Genomic DNA, 21,835 nt, shown 5'->3' with positions numbered 1-21,835 from the left:
CTTGCCTGTGCGATCGCGCGCGCCAACATGAAGAACGGACCTGAAGGAGGATATCCCATGACCGACGTAATGCACCGCGTGGCGCTTGCCCGCCGCCCGAACGGCGATCCCGTTGCCGAAGATTTTTCCTATGAAGAACAACCCATTCCGGAGCCCAAAGAGGGCGAGGTTCTTGTGCGTGTGACGCATATGTCTTTGGACCCCTATATGCGCGGCCGGATGGATGATGCGAAATCCTACGCCAATCCCGTGCCCATTGGTGGCACGATGGAAGCCGGCGCCGTCGGCGTGGTGCTGAAATCCAACCACGAGAAATTCAAGGAAGGCGATCACTGCTTTGGCATGTTCGGCTGGGCCACACATGGCTGCCTGCCCGGACAACAGTTGCGCAAACTTGACCCTGCCATCGCCGACCCGCGCACTGCGCTTGGCGTGCTCGGTATGCCCGGCTTTACCGCATGGGCGGGTATGACTGCATACGGCAAAATGAAGGCTGGCGAGACTTTGGTCGTCGGCGCCGCCACGGGGCCGGTCGGGTCCATGGTGGGGCAATTGGCCAAACAGGCCGGATTGCGTGTCATCGGCGTCGCGGGCGGCGCGGAAAAATGCAACATCGCGGTCGAAAAATTCGGCTTTGATGCATGTATCGACCATCGCCAATTCACCACTGCCAAAGAGATGCGCGGCGCCCTGCACGACCATTGCCCGGATGGCATCGACATCTATTTCGAAAACGTCGGCGGTCCGACCTTGGGGGGCGTCATACCTTTGATGAACCTGCATGGGCGCATTATCGTCTGCGGCATGATCGCATGGTATAGTGGTGCAACCGACGAAACCGGCGACATGCCCTTACAAAAATTCTGGCGGACGATTTTGGTCAACCGGCTCACCGTACAGGGCCTTTTGCAAACCGACCACGTCTCGCGCTTTGGCGCGTTCATGAAAGAGATCGGCCCGAAGGTCGGCTCCGGCGAAATCGCTCATATGGAAGATATTGCCGAGGGTCTGGAAAACGCCCCCACCGCTTTCATGGGGCTTCTCAAAGGCAAGAATCGCGGCAAGCAGATCGTCAAGATCAGCTAGACCTGCACGCGTGGTAGGGTCCGGAGGCCTAAAAGTAAAAAGGCGCCGCAATGAAGCGGCGCCTTTCCTCAGTCTTGCCCCTCGCGGATCAAGCCGCGATTTCTGCCGCCACTTTTGCGAGATGATAATCCGTATCGCCCAATTGGTGGTCGAGCATGATCAAACGCTTGGCGTAATGCGAGACGGGGTATTCCCATGTCATCGCAATACCGCCGTGCATCTGGATCGCCTCTTCGGCGTTCAGGCGCGCGGCGCGGCCGATCATATTCTTTGCCATCGATGCATAACGTGTCGCATCCGGACCACCCAATTCGGCGGCAGCTTTGATCACGATGGAACGTGCTTGTTCGATCTCGGTCAACATATCCACAGCACGGTGTTGCAGCACTTGGAACTTGCCAATGACGACACCAAACTGTTTGCGCTGCTTTAGGTAATCCACCGTATAGTCGTGGATCACATCCATCGCGCCGACCGCTTCGGAGCACAGCGCCACGATGCCGGCGTTGATTGCATCTTGAAGGGCGGCAGTGCCGTCTTCGATCAACAACTTGGCAGGGGTCGCATCCAGCATGACTTCGGCCGCGCCGCCGCCATCCATCATCGCATAGCCGACGATCTGCGCATCCGAGGCCTGCACTTCGTACACGCCCAGCTTATCGCCGTTTTTGGCCGCGACAAGGATGACATCGGCCACCTGCCCACCATAGACGGCGGATTTACGGCCCGAAAGCGTGATGCTATCGCCGCTGCCCGAGGCGGTGGCTGCGATGAATTCAAGCTCATAGGGTGCCTCGATCTCGCTGATCGCGACGGCATATTTCGCCGCGCCGGAGAGCAAAGCCTCTTGCTCCGCTCCTGCGGTGGTCAAAAGGCGCGAGGCCATCAGCGCGCCAAGCACAGGCTCCGGTGTGATGCCGCGCCCCAAGGCCTCGAACACCACGGAGATGTCGAAGCCGGTGCCGCCGAAACCGCCCGCATCTTCGGGCGCAAGCGCAAACAGCGCGCCCAATTCGGCCAATTCGCCCCATTTCGCATCGTCATGGCACGGCAGATCATAAGCGACCTTGTTGCGATGCTCGACGGGGTATTGCTCGGTCAGATAGCGCGTCAGGCTATCTTGCAGCATGCGGCGATCTTCAGTGAGAGAAAAATCCATGGGTCAAAGCTCCAGCATAGTCTTGGTCAGGATGTTGCGCTGAATCTCGTTGGATCCACCGAAAATCGAGGTCTTGCGGTTGTTGAAATAGCGCGCGGCGTTCTGGGCCGTATCTTCGGGGCCAAACATGATGTTGCCATCGGTAATGTGGCCGGGGAACGGCGCGGCGACGGGGCCGAGCGCGCGGCGCGCGAGGTCTTTGAGCTCTTGGCCGATCACGGTGCCTTTGATCTTGAGGATCGAGGTTTCCGGCCCCGGTGCGCCTTGTTGTTGCGCTTTGAAGAGCATCCGCAAGTTGGTCAATTTCATCGCTTCGAGGTCAATCTCGACCTGTGCGACCCGTGCCGAGAACAGCGGATCTTGCGCCAGCGGTTTGCCGTTGCGCTTGACCTTGCGGGCCAGTGATTTGACCTCTTCCAATGCCTGCATCGAGAAACCGACACCGGCGATGCCAGTGCGTTCATGGGTCAGCAGATATTTCGCGATGGTCCAGCCTTTGTTTTCCTCGCCTACGAGGTTGGTGTAGGGCACGCGCACATCGGTAAAGAAGACCTCGTTCACCTCATGGCCGCCTTCGATCAATTTGATCGGGCGCAATTCTACGCCGGGGGCATCCATATCAACGAGGATAAAGGAAATGCCTGCTTGCTGTTTGGCGTCGGGATCGGTGCGGCACAGACAGAAGATTTTGTCGGCGTGCTGGCCGAGCGTGGTCCAGGTTTTTTGACCGTTGATCACCCATTCATCACCATCGCGCACCGCGCGGGTTTTGAGCGAGGCAAGGTCCGATCCGGCGCCCGGTTCGGAATAGCCCTGACACCACCAATCGGTGCCATCGAGAATGCGCGGCAGGATGGTTGATTTTTGCGCGTCATTGCCGAATTTTATCAACACTGGCCCCAGCATCGACAGGCCAAAAGGTACAATGCGCGGCGCATAGGCTTTGCAGCATTCATCCTCGAAAATATATTTCTCAACAGGCGTCCAACCGGGGCCGCCGTGCTCCACCGGCCAAATCGTCGCCAACCAACCTTTGCGGTTCAAAATGGCGTGCCATTCGACCATCATCTCTTTGGTCAACTCGCCGCCCGCACGCACCGCATCCGAAATGCGCGCCGGCAGGTTCTCTGCCAGATAGCTGCGCACTTCCTCGCGGAAATTGCGTTCCTCTTGGGTAAAATTCAGATCCATAGATCATCCCTCCTTGTTCAAATCTGCAAAACTGGTGCCATCTGCGGCCATCTTCCGCAACAGATCCGGCACCTGCCAGTAATCTTCGTCGTCTTTGGCATAGGTTTCGATGCGCGAGACCAACTCGGCCGCACCAATCGTATCGGCGTAATGGAGCGGGCCACCGCGAAAGCGCGGGAAGCCGTATCCGAAGAGAAACACCATATCGATATCGACAGGGCGCTTTGCGGTGCCGTCTGCGACCACACGGGTGGCTTCGACGATCATCGCGGTCATGTAGCGATCCACGATCTCCTGGTTGCTGAAGGTTTTCGGCGTGATGCCTTTTTCAGCGCGGATCGCGTCGATGAAACCGGCCACGGCCTCGTTCGGCACGGGGGGCACGGCGGCACCGTCATCATAGAGGTAATACCCCTTTCCGGTTTTGCGGCCGAACCAACCTTGTTCGCAAATCCTATCGGCCAGATCGCCCGCGTAACGCTCGCGCGGATCGCGCGTGCCGGCTTTGCGCTTGCGGGTCATCCAACCGATGTCGAGACCCGCCAGATCGCCAACCTTATGCGGCCCCATGGCAAATCCGAATTCCTCAAGCGCGGTATCGACCTCTTGCGGGCTGGCGCCATCCAGCACCAGATAGGAGGCCATTTTGCTATAATGTGCCAAAATGCGATTGCCGATGAAACCATCGCAGACCTGCGCCAGAACGCCGACCTTTTTGAGCTTCTTCGCCAAAGCAAAGCCGGTCGCCAAAACATCCGCATCGGTTTTCGCGCCTTGTACAATTTCCAGCAAACGCATGACATGCGCGGGCGAAAAGAAATGCAGCCCGATCACATCACCAGGGCGCGCGGTGCAATCCGCAATCTCGTTGATATCCAGATACGAGGTGTTCGACGCCAAAATTGCGCCTTTCTTGCAGATCGTGTCGAGTTTTCCAAAAATGTCCTTCTTGACCTCCATCTGCTCGAAGACCGCTTCGATCACCAAATCCACATCGGCCAAGGCATCAAGGCCCAACGCGGGATGCAACCGGCCCAATGCCGCATCGCGCGCCTCGGCCGACATTTTGCTACGGCGCACCGCCCCTTCGAGGTTTTTGGTGATGGTCGCCATGCCGCGATCCAAACCCTCTTGGGCCACTTCGATCAAGCGCACCGTATATCCGGCAATCAGGCAAGAGGTCGCAATACCCGATCCCATGGTGCCGCCGCCGATCACGCCGATTTTGGCGATGTCACGGGGGGCGCCTTTGGCTTCGGCGATGTTCGATACCGCACGTTCACCAAAGAACGCATGGATCAATCCCGCGCGCTGCGGCGTATCGAGGCACGCCATAAAGCTGTCGCTCTCGAATTTCAGGCCCGCGTCGAAATCGCCGGCGGATTGCTCCACCGCATCAACGATGAGATGCGGCGAAACCAGATGCGCCTGTTTTTTCTTGAGCATGGCGCGGGTGCCGTCAATGGCAGCTTGGTCCAGTTCGCTGTCCAAATCACAGGTGCGGCGCGTCGCCAATGTGCCGGCGACGACCTCCTGCGCGGCGGACAATGCCACATCGCGCGGATCGCCCGATGCGATGCGGTCAATCGCGCCTTGGTCCAGCGCTTCTTTCGCGTAGACTTGCCGGCCCGACAACGCCACATCCAGCGCGAAGGCCATGCCGGTCAGGCGCGGCAAACGCTGTGTGCCGCCGGCGCCCGGCAACAGACCCAAGAAAACTTCGGGCAGGCCAATGCGCGTGCCTTCGAGCGCAATCCGCCCATGCGCCGCAAGGGCCAATTCCAAACCGCCCCCCAAAGCCGTGCCATGCAAAACGCAAATGACCGGAATGCGCGATGCCTCAATCGTGTTCAACGTCTCGGGCAAGGACGGCTGCATCAGCGGCTTGTCAAACTCGGTGATATCCGCCCCCGCCACAAAGGTCCGGCCCGCCGCATAGATCGCTATGGCTTTGACGCGGCCTTCGGCATTAAGGGTCTCGATCGCTTTCGACAGCCCCTCGCGCACACCGATTCCGGCGGCATTCACCGGGGGGAAATTGATACAAACCAGCGCAACATCACCCACGCTTTCGATTGAAATTTGGTCATTTACTTTTTTAATATCAGACACTTACGTAAATCCTCCCATTTCAATCCCCATCCTTCATGGGAAAGCGCGATGCGCGCGGCGTCCTCCCCCGCGCTCTCGCGCAAAGTAGAACGGAGGGCACAGGTGGTCAATGAATGGAATTTTGTTTTGCACTGCAAAATTAAGGCGTGACGGCGCGTTTCCTTGCCCCAACCTGCTGTCAAAAACAGGCTTCACATGCTCGCAGGGCACGCTTTTGACCATAGCGTACCGAATCCCGCGCGGATCACCGGTTGGCCTTTGACCCCGTTGGCGGACCAGGAGCCGGACCCATGCGGACAGATCAATTGCGGATGTCGATAAACTCTATCATCCCGCCCATATCGCCTTGCCACTGCACCGATCTGACGATTTTGCCGCTGGCGCTCACCCAGTAGACATTTTCAAACCGGGTCTCGCCGCCCTCGCAGGTTTCGCGCATTTTTACGGTCTGCGCCGACATGGCAGCATAGCGCACCGCCTCCTGACCCATTGGCGTGATACGGCAATTCACGCGGCGCAGATCAGGTTGATTGTCACCGGTCAGATACCGGTGCACCCGCAGGGCGCGGCCCGATCTGCGGGATGTGACATGCGCCAGGCTTTGGCGCACCTCGGCCTGCATCAAATCCCCGCCAAGCCCGCGCGTGGCGACCAGCATCCCATCGCGAAAGTAAAACCCGCGTTGATCTGCCGAAGCCCAAAGCCGCACACCCTGATTCCTCTGCACCGGATAAATCGCGGCAGCCACGTCCCTTTGGGGAATACGCACCATCCGCAAATCACCGGTTTTTTCGACCATCGCACCGGCGATCTGCTGTGCTTCTGACGGGGCGGGCGGCGCTTTCGGACCAAGACCCACGGATTGCAACACGCCCACCGCCAGTTTTTTGTTGGCATCGGTGCGGGTTGGGGAATTGCCGCAACTCGCCAACATCAGTCCAGCCGCAGCCACCACCACCCAGACACCATATTTCGTGATCATCGCGCGCCCGTCCTTCATCGCCAGAATTTACCCCAGCTTTTTGCCAATTCGGGTTCATGCGCATCGCGCACTTGCTCATAAAGCCGCCCTTGCACCCGCAATCTTGCGCCGCCATCGCGGGTCAACGAGGCCACCGAAGCCGATGTTTTCGCCCGTGTCGAGGTGCCCAAAGCCCACGCCAGCGGCATGGTGAAACGGATGCCTTTGTCGAAGGAGCCTTCGCCGAACTGTGCGGCGGAAATATTGGTTTTGGTGGCATAGGCACCGATCGACCACCCGTTTGCAAACTCGCGGTCAATCGCCACGGTCGCGCCCCAGTCACCGGCGAGATAGCGGCCGGCATCAACCTGCACATGATATCCTTCGCCCATGTCGTAATAGACCGAACCGTGGCCTGTCGCGACCTCATAGTCCTGCAAGCCAAAGGCATCATCATAGGCGCGTTTTGCGACATAATTCACCTCGCCGCCCAGCGCGAGGCGGCTGCCGACCGGCTTCCACAGAACCTCACCCGACACACCGGCAAACCCGCGTTCCAGATATCCGGTGGTGACGCGGCTATAGAGGTCTTCACCAAGGCGGCCATAATATGCCAGGCTCAGGTTCGGCATGGCGACATCCTGACCGCGCGAATATTCTGCAAAGTCCGAACGCACCAAAGGCAGCCCCGTGCTGGTCGCGGGACGCAATTCATCGCGGTTGCCTGCCAATTTGGCAGTGATATCGCCCGAGGCCACCCAGCCGGGCGCAATGTGCCAATCGCCACTTAATTTCAACCCGCCATCGGCGCGCACGGGGCTTTGCGGATCGAACATCGACATGCTGACATAGGGGGTCAGCGCCCATTCGAAACGGGGATAAGCATCGGTCATGGCAACCGTGCCCTCCAACGCATCCGCGCCATCGGTCAGAACCATACGATCATACATGACCTCGGCGGGGGCATATTCATACCGCTCAAGATCGCTGCGTTTGAAGCTGGCACTGCTGAGCGGCACGCCGTGGCTGGTTTGCACAACGGTGATGGTTTCCACCGAGGCGGGCAAAGCGCGCGTTGCACCGCGTGCCACACGGCCCAAAAGCTGTGCACCGGCCTCAAAGCGAGGGTTGCGCACCACGAGGCGGACGCTCGTGCCAGTCAGTTTATAGGACTCCAGCGTCAGACCTTCGAATTCAACCAGCGTCTTGAGATTGGCAACCGTCTGCCCCACCGCCTGCGGCTGCGTGCTCCATCCCAGATCGCGGGCGCTTTTGCCGCGCGGCAGAACCGCCAAAGGTGCGACATCCGCGCTGCCCGGGACGGGGGCGGTTTTCGGATTGGTCGAGAAAGACACCATCGCGGCCAGATTGCCGCCATGCATTGCATAAAGCCCAAGCTGCGCCCCTTGGGCGAACTGATATTCCGCGCCAAAATTAAGCGCACCATCGCGGGTGAACAGGCCATCGCCAACCTCTTGGGTGTAGGCATCCGAGGAATATTCCATTTTCAAACGCAGCTTGTCGGAATGCTGATAGGTCACGCCGCCAAAGGCCGCCATATCGCCACGAAAGAACTTGTCGAGGCTCGGCAAGCCGCCGGTGCCAAGGTAACCAGTCGGGCGGGTACCGCTGCTGGCAAAGCTGTTCGCGCTGCCCAGACGGCCCCAACCGACACCGCCAGTGACACGCCATTTGTCACCAAGGCTCTTGGTCGCCACCAAATATTCAGACCCATAAAGACCGGTGCCGATAAAATCGCGCAGACCGACGGCCATAGCCGGGCGATAGGTGCCTTCATCGAGAAATTGATACCGCAAATCAAAGCTGCGGTCGTAATAGGACGACAACGTGTAGCCGGGGATTTGCAGCCCCTCGACCGCGCTATAACGGAAACTGCCGGTCAGGCGCGGCGCGATTTGAAAGCTCAGCGTCACGCGTGTGCTGTCGGCAAAATGCGATATCGTTGAGGTGAATTGCGCATCCGGCGCCATTTCCGCCGTGGGCATGTCGATCAATCCGCTGGGGAGGCCATACATGTTGAACGACGTGGTGGTCAGGGTTTCAGCCTGCGGGACCGCCGCAGTGCAGAGCACCAAGGCACAGGTGCCTGATAGCAATTTGGACAATCCGGACAAAAGCGTCTCCACCTCAGGTAACCATTTGGCGGCTATGGCCCGCCTTTGAGCAAACATTAGCCGCCAAACCCCGTCCTGAACAGAGCAGAGCGCCTAGCAGTGTGGCAAAATAAGCAAGTGTCGTAAATATGCGCCGCAAGGCCCGCAGCAGATGTCAAAATGCGCCGAGCGCCATCGCCGCGCCCATGAGCAGCGCCCCAATGACCACCCCCGCCAGGATCAGTCCCGCCGGCCTCCACGCGGAGGGCTTCGGCGCGGCGCGGGGCGGTTCGGCCTGCCGGATCAAGGCGGCTTCGACCAATGCGGGAAGGCGTGGCCCAAAACGCGCCAGAACCTGCGCGGTTTTCTTGAGGTCCTTGGCCAACGCCCGCGGGCCGAGGCTTTGCTTGATGTAATCCTCGACCACCGGCTTGGCCGTTTCCCAAATGTTCATCTGGGGATCAAGACTGCGCGCGACGCCTTCGACAACCACCATCGTGCGTTGCAATAGGATCAGTTCCGTGCGGGTTTCCATGCCGAACCGTTCGGTCACCTCGAAGAGGTAGCTCAACAACCGTCCCATCGAGATTTTGGTCGCATCCATGCCGAAAATCGGCTCGCCCACGGCGCGGATCGCACGGGCGAATTCATCAACATCGCGGTCGGCAGGGACATAGCCCGCTTCGAAATGCACCTGCGCCACGCGCATATAATCGCGTTTGATAAACCCATAGAGGATCTCGGCATAGACGCGGCGGGTGTATTCATCGATATGACCCATGATGCCGAAATCATAGGCAATGATATTGCCCGAGGGCGCGACCTTGAGATTGCCCTGATGCATGTCGGCGTGGAAAAATCCGTCGCGCAAAGCGTGGCTGAGGAACAGTTGCAACACCCGTTTGGACAAGGTTGCGCGGTCATGCCCCGCCGCATCCAAGGCCGCATTGTCGCCCAAAGCGACGCCTTCGGCCCATGTCATCACCATGACCGAGCGCCCCGACAGATTCCAATCAACGCGGGGCAACTCAAAGCCCTCGTCATGTTCGGTATTGGCGGCAAATTCGGACGCCGAGGCCGCTTCGAGCCGCAAATCCAATTCGCCCGCCACGACACCGGCAAAATGATCAATCACTTCGGTTGGGCGCAAACGACGCGATGCGGGTGACAGGAATTCGATGGCATTGGCCGCAAGGTAGAACGCATCGATATCACGGCGGAAGGCCTTGGTGATACCGGGGCGGAGGACTTTGATTGCGACGTCTTCTCCGCTGTCTTTCAATGTACCACGATGCACCTGCGCGATCGACGCGGCGGCCACGGGTCCGGAAAACGTATCGAAGACGGCATCGAGCGGCTGGCCGATTTCCACCTCGACGGCGGCGCGGGCGAGCGCCGTATCAAAGGGTGGCAGACGATCTTGCAGGACGCGCAGTTCAGCCGCCAGATCATCGCCGACCAAATCCGGACGGGTCGAGATGATTTGCCCGAATTTGATGTAGGCGGGTCCGAGCGCCTGCAGCGCGCGCGGGATCGGCGGGAAGGCCGCGTCGCCTTTTACGCCGAGCCATTGGAACGGCCACGCAAGGCCGCGCAGCGCCACGCGCACCAAGCCGGGCGCCTCGTAGGCGTCCAAAAGTTGCTTCATCGCGCCGGTGCGTTCGAGCGTGGCACCGGTGCGGATCAACCGCCAGATATTATGCGGGCCGCGCATTTAAATTTTCCATCCCGAATGCAGCGCCGCGATGCCAAGCGACAGATTGCGATAAGAGGCATTTTCAAAGCCTGCGGTTTTCACCATTTGCAAAAACGTCTCTTGATCCGGAAAATTGCGGATAGATTCCACCAGATATTGATAGCTGTCGGCGTCATTGGCGATCAATTTCCCCATGCGCGGAATGACGTTGAAGGAATAGGCGTCATAGGCTTTTTGCATCGCCGCATTGGGCAATTGGCTAAATTCCAGAACCATCAAGCGCCCGCCGGGCTTGAGGACGCGGAACGCCTCGTTCAGCGCCTCTTGCGGGCGTGTAACATTGCGGATGCCAAAGCTGATTGTGTAGACGTCAAAGGTGTTATCCTCAAACGGAAGCGCCATCGCATCCCCGACGACCCAATCGAGGCTCGACGCCATCTGTTCGGCCTCGGCGCGTTTGCGGCCTTCGACGAGCATCGGTTCGGTGATGTCCAGAACCGTGCTATGGGCCTCGCCTGCGCGTTTGAGAAAGCGGAAGGAAATATCGCCGGTGCCGCCCGCCACATCGAGCAAACGTTGCCCTTTACGCGGCGCGAGCCAATCCATCATCGCATCTTTCCAAATGCGGTGGATACCCATCGACATGACATCATTCATCACATCATATTTCGACGCGACCGAGCCAAAGACCCCCTGCACGCGCCCTGCCTTTTCGGCCTCTGGCACGGTTTCAAATCCGAAATGAGTGGTCTTGTCGTCCATGTTTTCCGCCTTCGCGGCCCGCTTGGGCCTTGCACTTCGCTTCTCTCGTGTTTCCTTATAGGGCGCTTGCCGCCTACTGCAATGCGCCCCTTTGACCACAATGCCGCGCCGATGCGCGCCGCCGGAGACCGCCATGCCCGAATTACCCGAGGTCGAAACTGTCCGCACCGGCCTTGTGCCCGCGATGGAAGGCGTGGTGATTGCTCGCGCAGATGTGAACCGCGAAGGGCTGCGGTGGCCGTTTCCGGATCGCATGGCGGATCGTTTGACCGGCGCGCGGGTGACGGCGTTGCGGCGGCGATCGAAATATATCCTCGCGGATCTGGACAGCGGTGAAACCTTGCTCATCCATCTGGGCATGTCGGGGCGGATGACCGTATCGGGCGACCCTTTGGGCATTTTTGCCCATGAACATCCGATGCCGGAGAAACACGACCATGTGGTGTTCCATATGGAAAACGGCGCGCGGGTGACCTTTAACGACCCGCGCCGGTTTGGTGCGATGGACCTGCTGCCGACCGCCACCGCCGAGACGCATAAGCTATTGGCTTCGATCGGGCCGGAACCTTTGGGCAATAGCTTCCATGAGGCGCATTTGGTCGCCGCCCTCAAAGGGCGCAATATGCCGATCAAATCCGCGCTTCTGGATCAAAAAATTGTGGCGGGGTTGGGCAACATCTATGTCTGCGAAGCGCTGTATCGCGCGGGCATCAACCCCACCCGCAAGGCCGGCAGCCTGTCCCTACGCCGAATCGAATCTCTCGTGCCGATCATCCGCACGGTTTTGACCGAGGCGATTGCCGCAGGCGGATCGAGCCTCAAGGATTTCCGGCAGGCCTCGGGCGAGCTTGGCTATTTCCAGCACAGTTTTGATGTTTATGGCCGCGAAAACGAGCCATGCCGCAATGAAACCTGCGGCAAACAGATCCGCCGAATTGTGCAATCCGGTCGCTCCTCCTTCTATTGTCCCGCCTGTCAGCGGTAAGTTGGCAAGAAATCCTTGAACCCACAGGCCGAATGGGTCAGGAGTCGAGCCTACCTGAAACAACCACGAGCTTTCCCATGGCCTATGAGACCATCATTGTTGACGTCGAAGACCACATTGCCCTTGTGAAACTGAACCGGCCGGACGCAATGAACGCGCTGAACGCCGAATTGATGAGCGAATTGGCCCACGCGTTGGCCGACGCGCAGGCCAATGAAAAAGTCCGCTGTATCGTCATCACCGGTTCCGAAAAGGCCTTTGCCGCCGGCGCCGATATCAAAATGATGAGCGACAAAAGCTTTGTTGACGTATTCGCGGGAGATTTGTTCACCCCCGAGGCCGATCAAATCATGCGCGTGCGCAAACCGATCATCGCCGCCGTGTCGGGCTATGCGCTTGGCGGCGGATGCGAATTGGCGATGATGTGCGATTTCATCATCTGTTCGGACACCGCGAAATTCGGCCAGCCGGAAATCAACCTTGGCGTTGTCGCGGGCATCGGCGGCACCCAGCGTTTGACGCGTCTGGTCGGCAAATCCAAAGCCATGGATATGAACCTGACCGGCCGCTTCATGGACGCCGAAGAGGCCGAGCGCTCCGGCCTCGTCAGCCGCGTGGTGCCCTGCAAGAAATTGATGGAAGAAACCATGGGCGCCGCGGCCAAGATTGCCGAAAAATCGATGATTTCTGTGATGGTGGTCAAAGAAGCGGTCAACCGCTCCTATGAAACCACATTGCGCGAAGGTCTCTTGTTCGAACGCCGCGTGTTCCACTCGCTGTTTGCGACCGAAGACCAAAAAGAAGGCATGAGCGCCTTTATGGAGAAACGCGCAGCGCAGTTCCGCGACAAATAGCGCGCCCATAGGGGCAAGCAATGCGCCCCAAACAGGATTGATTTGGTCCGGCAAGCGTTCAAACACTTGCTGGACCATTCTTTTTTGAAGTGAAATGAGTGAATTTCATCCGCCCGACCGCCGCCGCCCTTTGCCTCATCATCGCCCGCGCTTGCAAATAGGGCTTTGCATTTTGCGCCAATGGCCCTATACGCCGCCGTAATACATGCGTGTGGAGCCCGCTCAGGCTAGAATCAGTCGCCCCCGAAATAGGGACCGCGAGAGGTGCTCTGCATATTTGAACCGAGACACCGAACCGAAATAGAGGTCTGATCACCATGGCTAATTCGCCCCAAGCAAAAAAACGCGCCCGTCAGAACGAGGCACGCTTCCAAATCAACAAAGCCCGCCGTTCGCGCGTACGGACCTTCTTGCGCAAAGTCGAAGAAGCCATCGAGTCCGGCGACAAGGAGGCCGCAGCAGCAGCTTTGCGCGCGGCACAGCCCGAATTGATGCGCGGTGTGAGCAAGGGCATCTTCCACAAGAACACCGTTGCCCGCAAAATGTCGCGCCTTTCGGCGCGCGTTAAAGCAATCGGCTAAGCTTTAGGCACAAGCGTCGTTACGCGTGTGCAGCATAAGCGGCCCACCCGTTTTCCGTAGAAACATCGCGGCCAAAAGTCTTAAGCAACTGATAAAAAAGGCGCCCTGTCACTGGGGCGCCTTTTTGCATTCGCAGCAATAAAAACAGTGTTTCAAACGCGGGTTTTCACGGCAAAGAGATTCTTTTTTGCAAAACCCGAGTCAAGGTCGAAGATCAGTTGCTGCCCGCCCGTTTCAATTGCTAGTTTCAGTCTTGCGATTCACATCGCCTTGAGAAGAACGGAGCCTGTTCACCCATTCCCGTCAAACCGGAGAAAGGGACCAGGGAGGGAATTTCCCGTCTCGCTTTGATCAAGACTGCGTCACGAAGCTAACGCATGGTGCGTCGGGGGCCTGTCCTGATGCTGGGGAAACATCGTTGCGCGTGGCGCTTGCTAGTCCAAACCGGACTTTATCGCCCATTGCCGTTGGCAATGGGGCTGGTTGGTCTGTGCGCTGGCAAACTTTTGTGACGGGGGCTGTGGGAGGCCTGCGACGTTTATTTTTGGGGTGACTGACTTGGAACAAACTTCTGCTGTGGATCGGGGACGGATGACACAAGAACAATGGGGCGAGCTGAAACAAAATCTGCTTAAGACCGTCGGGCGCAATAATTACGCCAACTGGATTGAGCCGCTCGAATTTTTCGAGATTACCGAGGGCGTGGCCACCTTCCACGTGCCGACGACGTTTCTTGGCAATTATGTAAAACAAAACTTCGGTGATCTGATCCTGTTTCAGATGACCAATGCGGGTACCGATGTGCGCCGCGTGCAATTCAGGGTTCCGGCCAATACCGCAATGCGCTCGGCGGCTGCGAAGCCAAACGGGGCAAAACCGGTCGAAACCAAAGTGGCAGCGCGCCCCGATGCGGCACGCAGCACAGGTGCACAACATGCAGGAACCAACCGCGATTTGCTTCCGGCGGCGCCGCTGGACGAACGGTTCACCTTTGACAGCTTCGTCGTCGGCAAGCCCAATGAGCTGGCCCATGCGGCCGCCAAACGCGTTGGCGAAGGCGGCCCCGTGACGTTCAACCCGCTGTTTCTTTATGGCGGCGTCGGCTTGGGCAAAACCCACCTGATGCATGCGATTGCATGGGACTTGTCGGTCAACCGCCCGGATCTGAACGTGGTCTACCTGTCGGCGGAACAATTCATGTACCGGTTTGTGCAAGCCCTGCGCGAACGCAAGATGATGGATTTCAAATCGCTCTTCCGTTCCGTGGATGTCTTGATGGTCGATGACGTGCAATTCATCGCCGGCAAGGACAGCACCCAAGAAGAGTTCTTCCACACGTTCAACGCATTGGTGGATCAGAACAAACAGATCATCATTTCCGCCGACCGCGCCCCCGGCGAAATCAAGGATCTTGAAGAGCGGATCAAATCGCGCCTGCAATGCGGTCTTGTGGTTGACCTGCACCCGACAGATTACGAATTGCGCCTCGGGATTTTGCAGACCAAGACCGAAACCTTCCGCAAACAATATCCCGATTTGGTGATGACGGATGGCGTTCTCGAATTCCTTGCGCATCGTATTTCGACCAATGTGCGCGTGCTCGAAGGCGCTCTGACCCGTCTCTTCGCTTTTGCATCCTTGGTGGGGCGTGAGATCACGATGGAGCTGACCCATGATTGCCTTGCCGATGTGTTGCGCGCCTCGGAACGCAAGATCACCGTCGAGGAAATTCAACGCCGCGTATCGGAACATTACAACATCCGCCTGTCGGATATGATCGGGCCGAAACGAGTGCGCAACTTTGCCCGCCCGCGTCAGGTGGCGATGTATCTGGCCAAGCAGCTGACCTCGCGCAGCCTGCCCGAGATTGGCCGCCGCTTTGGGGGTCGCGACCACACCACGGTCATGCATGGCGTCAAGCGGATCGAAGAATTGCGCATTTCCGACGGGCAAATCGCCGAAGATCTCGAATTGCTCCGCCGCACGCTGGAGGCCTAACCAAGCCACAGTTTGAGGCAAAATTGCCATAGGGCCGCCTTGCATCCGCAACTGCGGCCCTTTGGGCGCGCCCTGCCCTTGACGCCCCCCGAATTACAGCGGAAAACAACAAAAACGCTTGAGCATGAGGGGGATTGGGATAACCTCACCCTCCCAGCCTCAGGGCGCTACTCGAATAGGAGCGAGGGATATGAAACTCAGCATCGAACGCGCAAGCCTGCTTAAGGCAGTGTCGCAAGCGCAATCCGTGGTCGAGCGCCGCAATACCATTCCGATCCTCGCCAATGTCTTGATCGAGGCCGAGGGCAATACCGTGAACTTCCGCGCCACGGATTTGGACATCGAAGTGGTGGACAAGGCCGATGCCATGGTCGAACGCGCCGGGGCAACAACGGTCTCTGCGGTGATGTTGCATGAAATCGTGCGCAAATTGCCTGATGGATCGATGGTCACGCTGACCGATGATGCGGCGGCCGGACGTTTGACAGTCGAAGCCGGCCGCTCGAATTTCAACCTCGCCACCTTGCCGAAAGAAGATTTTCCGGTGATGGCCTCGTCGGAATACAGCTCGAACTTCTCCTGCAATGCTGCGGTTTTGCGCCGCCTGTTCGACAAATCCAAATTTGCGATTTCGACCGAAGAAACGCGCTACTACCTCAACGGTGTTTATATGCACGTCTCGGATGCCGATGGCGGCAAGGTTCTGCGCTGTGTGGCGACGGATGGCCATCGCCTTGCGCGGATCGACGCGGACCTGCCGGAAGGGGCGGCGGATATGCCCGGTGTGATTGTCCCGCGCAAAACCGTTGGCGAATTGCGTAAGCTTTTGGATGATGACGAGATGAAAATCGCCGTCTCGGTGTCGGAAACCAAAGTGCGTTTTGCCACGCCGGACATCACGCTGACCTCAAAGGTCATCGACGGCACATTCCCCGATTACACCCGCGTCATTCCGCAAGGCAACACCCGTAAACTGGAAGTCGACGCCAAGGATTTCGCCAATGCGGTCGACCGTGTGGCCACGGTATCCTCCGAACGCTCGCGCGCCGTGAAACTCTCCCTCGACGAGGACCGTTTGGTTCTCTCGGTCAATGCCCCCGACAGCGGCGCCGCCGAAGAAGAGCTGGCCGTGGCTTACGGCGACGAGCGTTTGGAAATCGGGTTCAATGCGAAATATCTTTTGGAAATCGCCAGTCAGGTAGACCGCGAGAACGCTGTATTCCTGTTCAATTCGGCGGGCGATCCGACGTTGATGCGCGAAGGCAATGACACATCGGCGGTTTACGTCGTCATGCCGATGCGGGTTTGACGGGCGCTCTGCCTGACCCAATCTGCGGCGGCGGCGGGCATTCCCGCGCCGCCGTTTTGCATTTGACCTAGGCCCATGTCCCAACTTGCCCTCACCGAACTGACCCTGTCGCATTTTCGCTCACACCGTCACGGACGGATTGAAAGCGATGGGCGGCCTGTGGTGCTTCATGGGCCAAACGGCGCGGGCAAAACCAATGTATTGGAAGCCGTATCGCTGTTCTCGCCCGGGCGCGGTTTGAGGCGGGCGGCAGCGCAAGAGATGGCGCGGCGGCCCGAGGCGCTCGGGTGGAAGGTCACAGGCGTCCTGCGCTCCCTGCACCAAATACACGAGATCGAAATCTGGTCCGAACCGGGCGGCGCGCGTCAGCTCAAGATTGACGGCAAAACCGCAACGCAGGTCGCGCTTGGCCGGATCGCGCGGGTGCTATGGCTGGTGCCCGCGATGGACCGTTTGTGGATTGAAGGCGCCGAAGGGCGGCGGCGGTTTTTGGACCGCATGACCATGAGCTTTATCCCCGATCATGCCGAAGCCTCGCTCACCTATGAAAAAGCGATGCGCGAACGCAACCGTCTGCTCAAAGATCAACAGCGCGATGCCCATTGGTATGGCGCATTGGAAGGACAGATGGCCAAGGCCGGCGCCGCGATCCATGCCGCCCGCCTGCGCGCGCTTGGCCTATTGGCCGCCGCGCAAGATGAAGCACAGACCGCTTTCCCCCACGCAGATCTGGAATTGGCTCACCGCGAGGGTGGAATGCCCCAGAGCGCCGAAGAATTTGCCGCCGCGCTGGCCGAAAACCGCCGCAGGGATCTTTATGCAGGGCGCACCTTGATCGGGCCGCACCGCGCCGACTTGGTCGGCACCTACCGTGCAAAAGGCGTGGCCGCGCGCGATTGCTCGACTGGCGAGCAGAAAGCCTTGCTGGTCTCTTTGATCCTTGCCAATGCCCGCGCCTTAACCGCCGATTTCGGCGCGCCGCCCTTGCTGTTGCTCGATGAGGTCGCCGCCCATTTGGATGCCGCCCGCCGCCATGCGCTTTATGACGAGATCTGCGCCTTGGGGGCGCAGGCGTGGATGACCGGCACAGGACCGGAACAATTTGCCGAATTGGGCGCCCGCGCGATGTCCGTGGAGGTCCGCGAAGAGGCTGGCGTTTCCACCATCTCAACGTCAGGATAGGCCATGACCCTTTCGCTTGCCGATCTTCTGCTCTACGCGGGCGCGCTTTTCGTGCTGTTCCTGACACCGGGTCCGGTATGGCTCGCGCTTGGAGCGCGGGCTTTGTCGGGGGGCTTCCATGCAGCGTGGCCCTTGGCGCTTGGAGTGGTGGTCGGCGATGTAATCTGGCCGTTTCTGGCGGTCTTGGGGGTATCGTGGATCGTTGGCACCTATGGCTCGGTGATGGTGGCCCTGCGATATGTGGCGGCTTTGATGTTTGCATGTATGGGGGCTTTGTTGATCCTTAATGCCGACAAAACCATCTCTGCCGACAGCCGTTTGACCCGTCCGGGGAAATGGGCCGGATTTATTGCCGGACTGGCAGTGATCTTCGGTAACCCCAAGGCAATCTTGTTCTATATGGGGCTGCTGCCGGGGTTCTTTGACCTGACCGCCGTGACGCGTTTTGATATCATTGCAATTTGCGCTATTTCGGCGGCGGTTCCCTTGGTTGGCAACCTGATAATGGCCGGGATGATCGGACATCTGCGCGGCGCGATGACATCGCCGAGGGCCCTTTACCGCACCAACCTTGTCGCCGGTGCTTTGATGCTCTGTGTGGCGGTGATCATTCCCTTCGCATAGGTGCGCACAACGAGGATGATACAGATATCTCACGGCATCGATGCCCGCATTGAGCAGCACGGATAAACCGATACCCCCGCCCCTAAATATTGTGTCGAACACGTGACAATGCCCCCAGAAATGGGTATAAATCGGCCAAACGTTTTGAGGAAACATCCGATGTCCGACACCCCCGTCACGCCCGAAGAATACGGCGCCGATTCTATCAAGGTTCTCAAGGGCTTGGAGGCCGTCCGCAAGCGCCCCGGCATGTATATCGGCGATACCGATGATGGCTCGGGTCTGCACCATATGGTCTATGAGGTCGTGGACAACGGTATTGACGAAGCTTTGGCCGGTCATGCCGACCATGTGAAGGTCAAAATTCACGCTGACAGCTCGGTTTCCGTCTCGGACAACGGGCGCGGGATTCCCGTCGGCATCCACGAAGAAGAAGGCGTTTCGGCCGCCGAGGTCATCATGACCCAGCTGCACGCAGGCGGCAAATTCGACAGCAACTCCTACAAGGTATCCGGTGGCTTGCACGGCGTCGGTGTATCGGTTGTGAACGCATTGTCGGTCTGGCTCGAACTGCGGGTATGGCGCAACGGCAAAGAGCATTTTGCCAAGTTCGGCCATGGCGAAACCACCGAGCATTTGCGCGAGGTCGGCGATTGCGGCGACCGCACCGGAACCGAAGTGCGGTTTTTGGCATCGACGGAAACATTTTCGAACCTCGATTACAGTTTCGAGATCTTGGAAAAGCGGCTGCGCGAATTGGCCTTTTTGAATTCCGGGGTGCGGATCATCCTTGAGGACGAACGCCCCGCCGAGCCGCTCAAATCCGAATTATTTTACGATGGCGGCGTCAAGGAATTCGTCAAATACCTCGACCGGTCGAAAACCTCGGTGATGCCCGAACCGATTTTCGTGACCGGCACCCGCGATGACATCGGCGTCGAAGTGGCGATGTGGTGGAACGATAGCTATCATGAAAATGTCCTGCCGTTCACCAACAACATTCCGCAACGCGACGGCGGCACCCATTTGGCGGGCTTTCGCGGCGCGCTGACCCGCACCATCAACAACTATGCGCAAAGCTCCGGCATCGCGAAGCGCGAAAAGATCAATTTCACCGGCGATGACGCGCGTGAAGGTTTAACCTGTGTCTTGTCGGTCAAAGTGCCCGATCCCAAATTCTCGTCGCAAACCAAGGATAAACTGGTGTCCTCCGAGGTCCGCCCGGCAGTCGAAAACCTCGTTGGCGAGAAACTGGCCGAGTGGTTCGAGGAAAACCCCAACGAAGCGAAGATCGTCGTCGGCAAAATCATCGAGGCCGCCCTGGCCCGCGAAGCGGCGCGCAAGGCGCGGGATCTAACCCGGCGCAAAAACCCGATGGACATGAATTTCCTGAGCAGCAAGCTCAAGGACTGTTCGGACAAAGACCCTGCCAACACCGAAATCTTTCTCGTGGAGGGCGACAGCGCCGGCGGTTCGGCCCAAACAGGGCGCGACCGGAAAACCCAAGCAATCCTGCCGTTGAAGGGTAAGATTTTGAACGTCGAGCGGGCGCGGTTTGACCGGATGCTGAGCAGCCAGGAAATCGGTAACATGGTGATGGCGCTCGGCACCGGCATTGGCCGCGACGAGTTTAACATCTCGAAATTGCGCTACCACAAGATCGTCATCATGACCGATGCGGACGTCGATGGCGCACATATTCGCACGCTGCTTTTGACCTTCTTCTATCGGCAAATGCCCGAATTGATTGAGGGGGGATATCTCTATATTGCGCAGCCCCCGCTGTATAAGGTTTCACGCGGAAAATCAGAGGTTTACCTCAAGGATCAGGCCGAAATGGAAGACTATTTGATCCAACAAGGCATCGACGGCGCGTCTTTGGTGCAGGGCAATGGCGAAAACATCGTCGGGCAGGATTTATCGCGGGTGATCGACGAGGCGCGCCAGTTGAAGCGCGTGCTTGATGCCTTCCCCACCCATTATCCGCGCCATATTCTCGAGCAGGCCGCCATCGCGGGCGCATTTGTGCCGGGCGTAGTGGACAGCGATTTGCAGGGCACCGCCGATAAGGTCGCGGCGCGGCTGAACCTGATCGCCTTGGAATACGAGCAAGGCTGGCAAGGTCGCATCACCCAAGACCAAGGCATCCGACTTGCGCGAATCCTGCGCGGTGTCGAAGAGGTACGCACGTTGGACGGGCCGATGCTCCGGTCGGGTGAAGCGCGCAAGACCGGCAGCTTTACCAAAAGCTTGCAAGAGGTTTACAATCTGCCGGCCACACTGCACCGCAAGGACCGCAGCCAATTGATCCACGGACCTTTGGACCTGCTCAAAGCGGTTCTGGAAGAAGGCGAAAAAGGGCTGTCGCTGCAACGGTATAAAGGGCTTGGAGAAATGAACCCCGACCAATTGTGGGAAACCACATTGGACCCGGACGCACGCACGTTGTTGCAGGTGAAGATCGACGATATGGCCGAGGCCGACGACATCTTCACCAAGCTGATGGGCGACGTGGTGGAGCCACGCCGTGAGTTCATCCAACAAAATGCACTGAGCGTGGAAAACCTCGATTTCTAGACCGCTGTAGGGAAGCGGATAAAATTGCACGGCGCGCATAAGTTTGCGCGTCGCAGATAGATGGTAAAGTTATTAAATACTTTATATTCAGGACCTTACGCGACTTTCGTTAAATTACCTCGTTTAGAAATTTAAGCTACGTCTTCCGCATCCCTTTTGGTTAGAAAGGAAGCTCCATTCTGACATTGGTCAGATTTTTGCTCATTGCCCATGAAGGCATACTCGCAATGTGACAATTCGTGCGCCCTCAAATAGATCCTTGAAAACGGATCAAAATTCTCGCGGAAGTGTCCACTGAAGGCAATTTTTTAGCGAGAACTATACCTCCTTGGATCAAACACACAGGTGCCCGATAGGACGGATTGGGATCGAAGCATCAACATTTTGGCTCAGCCAATGCGTACTTTCCAAAGGACAAAGCAATGACACTCCAAAACCGTCGTCAACAACGCGCTGTAGGCCAAGGCTTTTTCCACACGGCAGAGTTGGAGGATGAAGAAGGTCGAAAGCTCCGATATGGACCTGTCGCGGTTTGATGCCGCTCCTTTGATAGCATTTACTGCAACAAAGGAGACTGACTATGGGATTGAAACGGACGGACGAATTCCGCCAGGATGCGGTGCGTATCGCGCTGACCAGTGGGC

Annotated in this window: 16 protein-coding genes; 9 read left to right on the top strand and 7 right to left on the bottom strand. The window is 58.3% G+C overall.

Going from position 1 to position 21,835, the window contains the following annotated elements:
- The first annotated feature begins 57 nt into the window (after window positions 1–57).
- Window positions 58–1,086 carry an NADP-dependent oxidoreductase gene (locus tag DI396_RS12110; protein ID WP_110796489.1) on the top strand — a complete coding sequence of 343 codons (1,029 nt, stop codon included), beginning with the start codon at window positions 58–60 and terminating at the stop codon, window positions 1,084–1,086.
- Window positions 1,087–1,174: 88 nt separating this feature from the next.
- Here DI396_RS12110 and DI396_RS12105 read toward each other — a convergent pair whose 3' ends face one another.
- The 7 genes from DI396_RS12105 to ubiE all read right to left on the bottom strand — a co-directional run bounded on the left by DI396_RS12105 (window position 1,175) and on the right by ubiE (window position 11,081).
- Window positions 1,175–2,245 (bottom strand): acyl-CoA dehydrogenase family protein, encoded by a 1,071-nt coding sequence (locus DI396_RS12105; protein WP_110796488.1) that lies wholly within the window; start codon window positions 2,243–2,245, stop codon window positions 1,175–1,177.
- A gap of 3 nt (window positions 2,246–2,248) precedes the next feature.
- Window positions 2,249–3,436: an acyl-CoA dehydrogenase family protein gene (locus DI396_RS12100; RefSeq protein ID WP_110796487.1), complete on the bottom strand. Its 1,188-nt coding sequence runs from the start codon at window positions 3,434–3,436 to the stop codon at window positions 2,249–2,251.
- Between the two features lie 3 nt (window positions 3,437–3,439).
- A complete protein-coding gene (locus tag DI396_RS12095; RefSeq protein WP_110796486.1) occupies window positions 3,440–5,548 on the bottom strand; it encodes a 3-hydroxyacyl-CoA dehydrogenase NAD-binding domain-containing protein in 2,109 nt (702 codons plus the stop codon).
- Between the two features lie 301 nt (window positions 5,549–5,849).
- The gene (locus DI396_RS12090; RefSeq protein ID WP_162617218.1) at window positions 5,850–6,530 is read right to left on the bottom strand and encodes a YjbF family lipoprotein; all 681 of its coding nucleotides are present in this window, start codon (window positions 6,528–6,530) and stop codon (window positions 5,850–5,852) included.
- Between the two features lie 14 nt (window positions 6,531–6,544).
- A complete protein-coding gene (locus tag DI396_RS12085; RefSeq protein ID WP_235851855.1) occupies window positions 6,545–8,644 on the bottom strand; it encodes a YjbH domain-containing protein in 2,100 nt (699 codons plus the stop codon).
- Window positions 8,645–8,798: 154 nt separating this feature from the next.
- Window positions 8,799–10,337: a 2-polyprenylphenol 6-hydroxylase gene (gene ubiB, locus DI396_RS12080; RefSeq protein ID WP_110796484.1), complete on the bottom strand. Its 1,539-nt coding sequence runs from the start codon at window positions 10,335–10,337 to the stop codon at window positions 8,799–8,801.
- Window positions 10,338–11,081 carry a bifunctional demethylmenaquinone methyltransferase/2-methoxy-6-polyprenyl-1,4-benzoquinol methylase UbiE gene (gene ubiE / locus DI396_RS12075; protein WP_110796483.1) on the bottom strand — a complete coding sequence of 248 codons (744 nt, stop codon included), beginning with the start codon at window positions 11,079–11,081 and terminating at the stop codon, window positions 10,338–10,340.
- A gap of 133 nt (window positions 11,082–11,214) precedes the next feature.
- On the opposite strand from ubiE, the gene mutM reads away from it, so the two are divergent.
- The 8 genes from mutM (at window position 11,215) to gyrB (ending at window position 21,191) form a co-directional block, all read left to right on the top strand.
- The gene (mutM, locus tag DI396_RS12070; protein WP_110796601.1) at window positions 11,215–12,066 is read left to right on the top strand and encodes a bifunctional DNA-formamidopyrimidine glycosylase/DNA-(apurinic or apyrimidinic site) lyase; all 852 of its coding nucleotides are present in this window, start codon (window positions 11,215–11,217) and stop codon (window positions 12,064–12,066) included.
- A 77-nt stretch (window positions 12,067–12,143) separates the two neighbouring features.
- Window positions 12,144–12,920 carry an enoyl-CoA hydratase gene (locus tag DI396_RS12065; protein ID WP_110796482.1) on the top strand — a complete coding sequence of 259 codons (777 nt, stop codon included), beginning with the start codon at window positions 12,144–12,146 and terminating at the stop codon, window positions 12,918–12,920.
- 317 nt (window positions 12,921–13,237) lie between these two features.
- The gene (rpsT, locus tag DI396_RS12060) at window positions 13,238–13,501 is read left to right on the top strand and encodes a 30S ribosomal protein S20 (protein WP_110796481.1); all 264 of its coding nucleotides are present in this window, start codon (window positions 13,238–13,240) and stop codon (window positions 13,499–13,501) included.
- 591 nt (window positions 13,502–14,092) lie between these two features.
- Window positions 14,093–15,499: a chromosomal replication initiator protein DnaA gene (gene dnaA / locus DI396_RS12055; protein WP_110796480.1), complete on the top strand. Its 1,407-nt coding sequence runs from the start codon at window positions 14,093–14,095 to the stop codon at window positions 15,497–15,499.
- A 190-nt stretch (window positions 15,500–15,689) separates the two neighbouring features.
- The gene (gene dnaN / locus DI396_RS12050) at window positions 15,690–16,808 is read left to right on the top strand and encodes a DNA polymerase III subunit beta (RefSeq protein WP_110796479.1); all 1,119 of its coding nucleotides are present in this window, start codon (window positions 15,690–15,692) and stop codon (window positions 16,806–16,808) included.
- A gap of 75 nt (window positions 16,809–16,883) precedes the next feature.
- Window positions 16,884–17,990 carry a DNA replication/repair protein RecF gene (gene recF / locus DI396_RS12045; protein ID WP_110796478.1) on the top strand — a complete coding sequence of 369 codons (1,107 nt, stop codon included), beginning with the start codon at window positions 16,884–16,886 and terminating at the stop codon, window positions 17,988–17,990.
- 3 nt (window positions 17,991–17,993) lie between these two features.
- On the top strand, window positions 17,994–18,614 hold the full coding sequence (locus tag DI396_RS12040; RefSeq protein WP_110796477.1) for a LysE family translocator: 621 nt from the start codon (window positions 17,994–17,996) through the stop codon (window positions 18,612–18,614).
- Between the two features lie 159 nt (window positions 18,615–18,773).
- Window positions 18,774–21,191 (top strand): DNA topoisomerase (ATP-hydrolyzing) subunit B, encoded by a 2,418-nt coding sequence (gyrB, locus tag DI396_RS12035; protein ID WP_110796476.1) that lies wholly within the window; start codon window positions 18,774–18,776, stop codon window positions 21,189–21,191.
- Window positions 21,192–21,835: the final 644 nt, after the last annotated feature.

The organism is Litorivita pollutaquae (assembly GCF_003205515.1).
GTDB classification, from domain to species: Bacteria; Pseudomonadota; Alphaproteobacteria; order Rhodobacterales; family Rhodobacteraceae; genus Litorivita; species Litorivita pollutaquae.
This window is presented reverse-complemented; position numbering and strand designations above follow the sequence as displayed.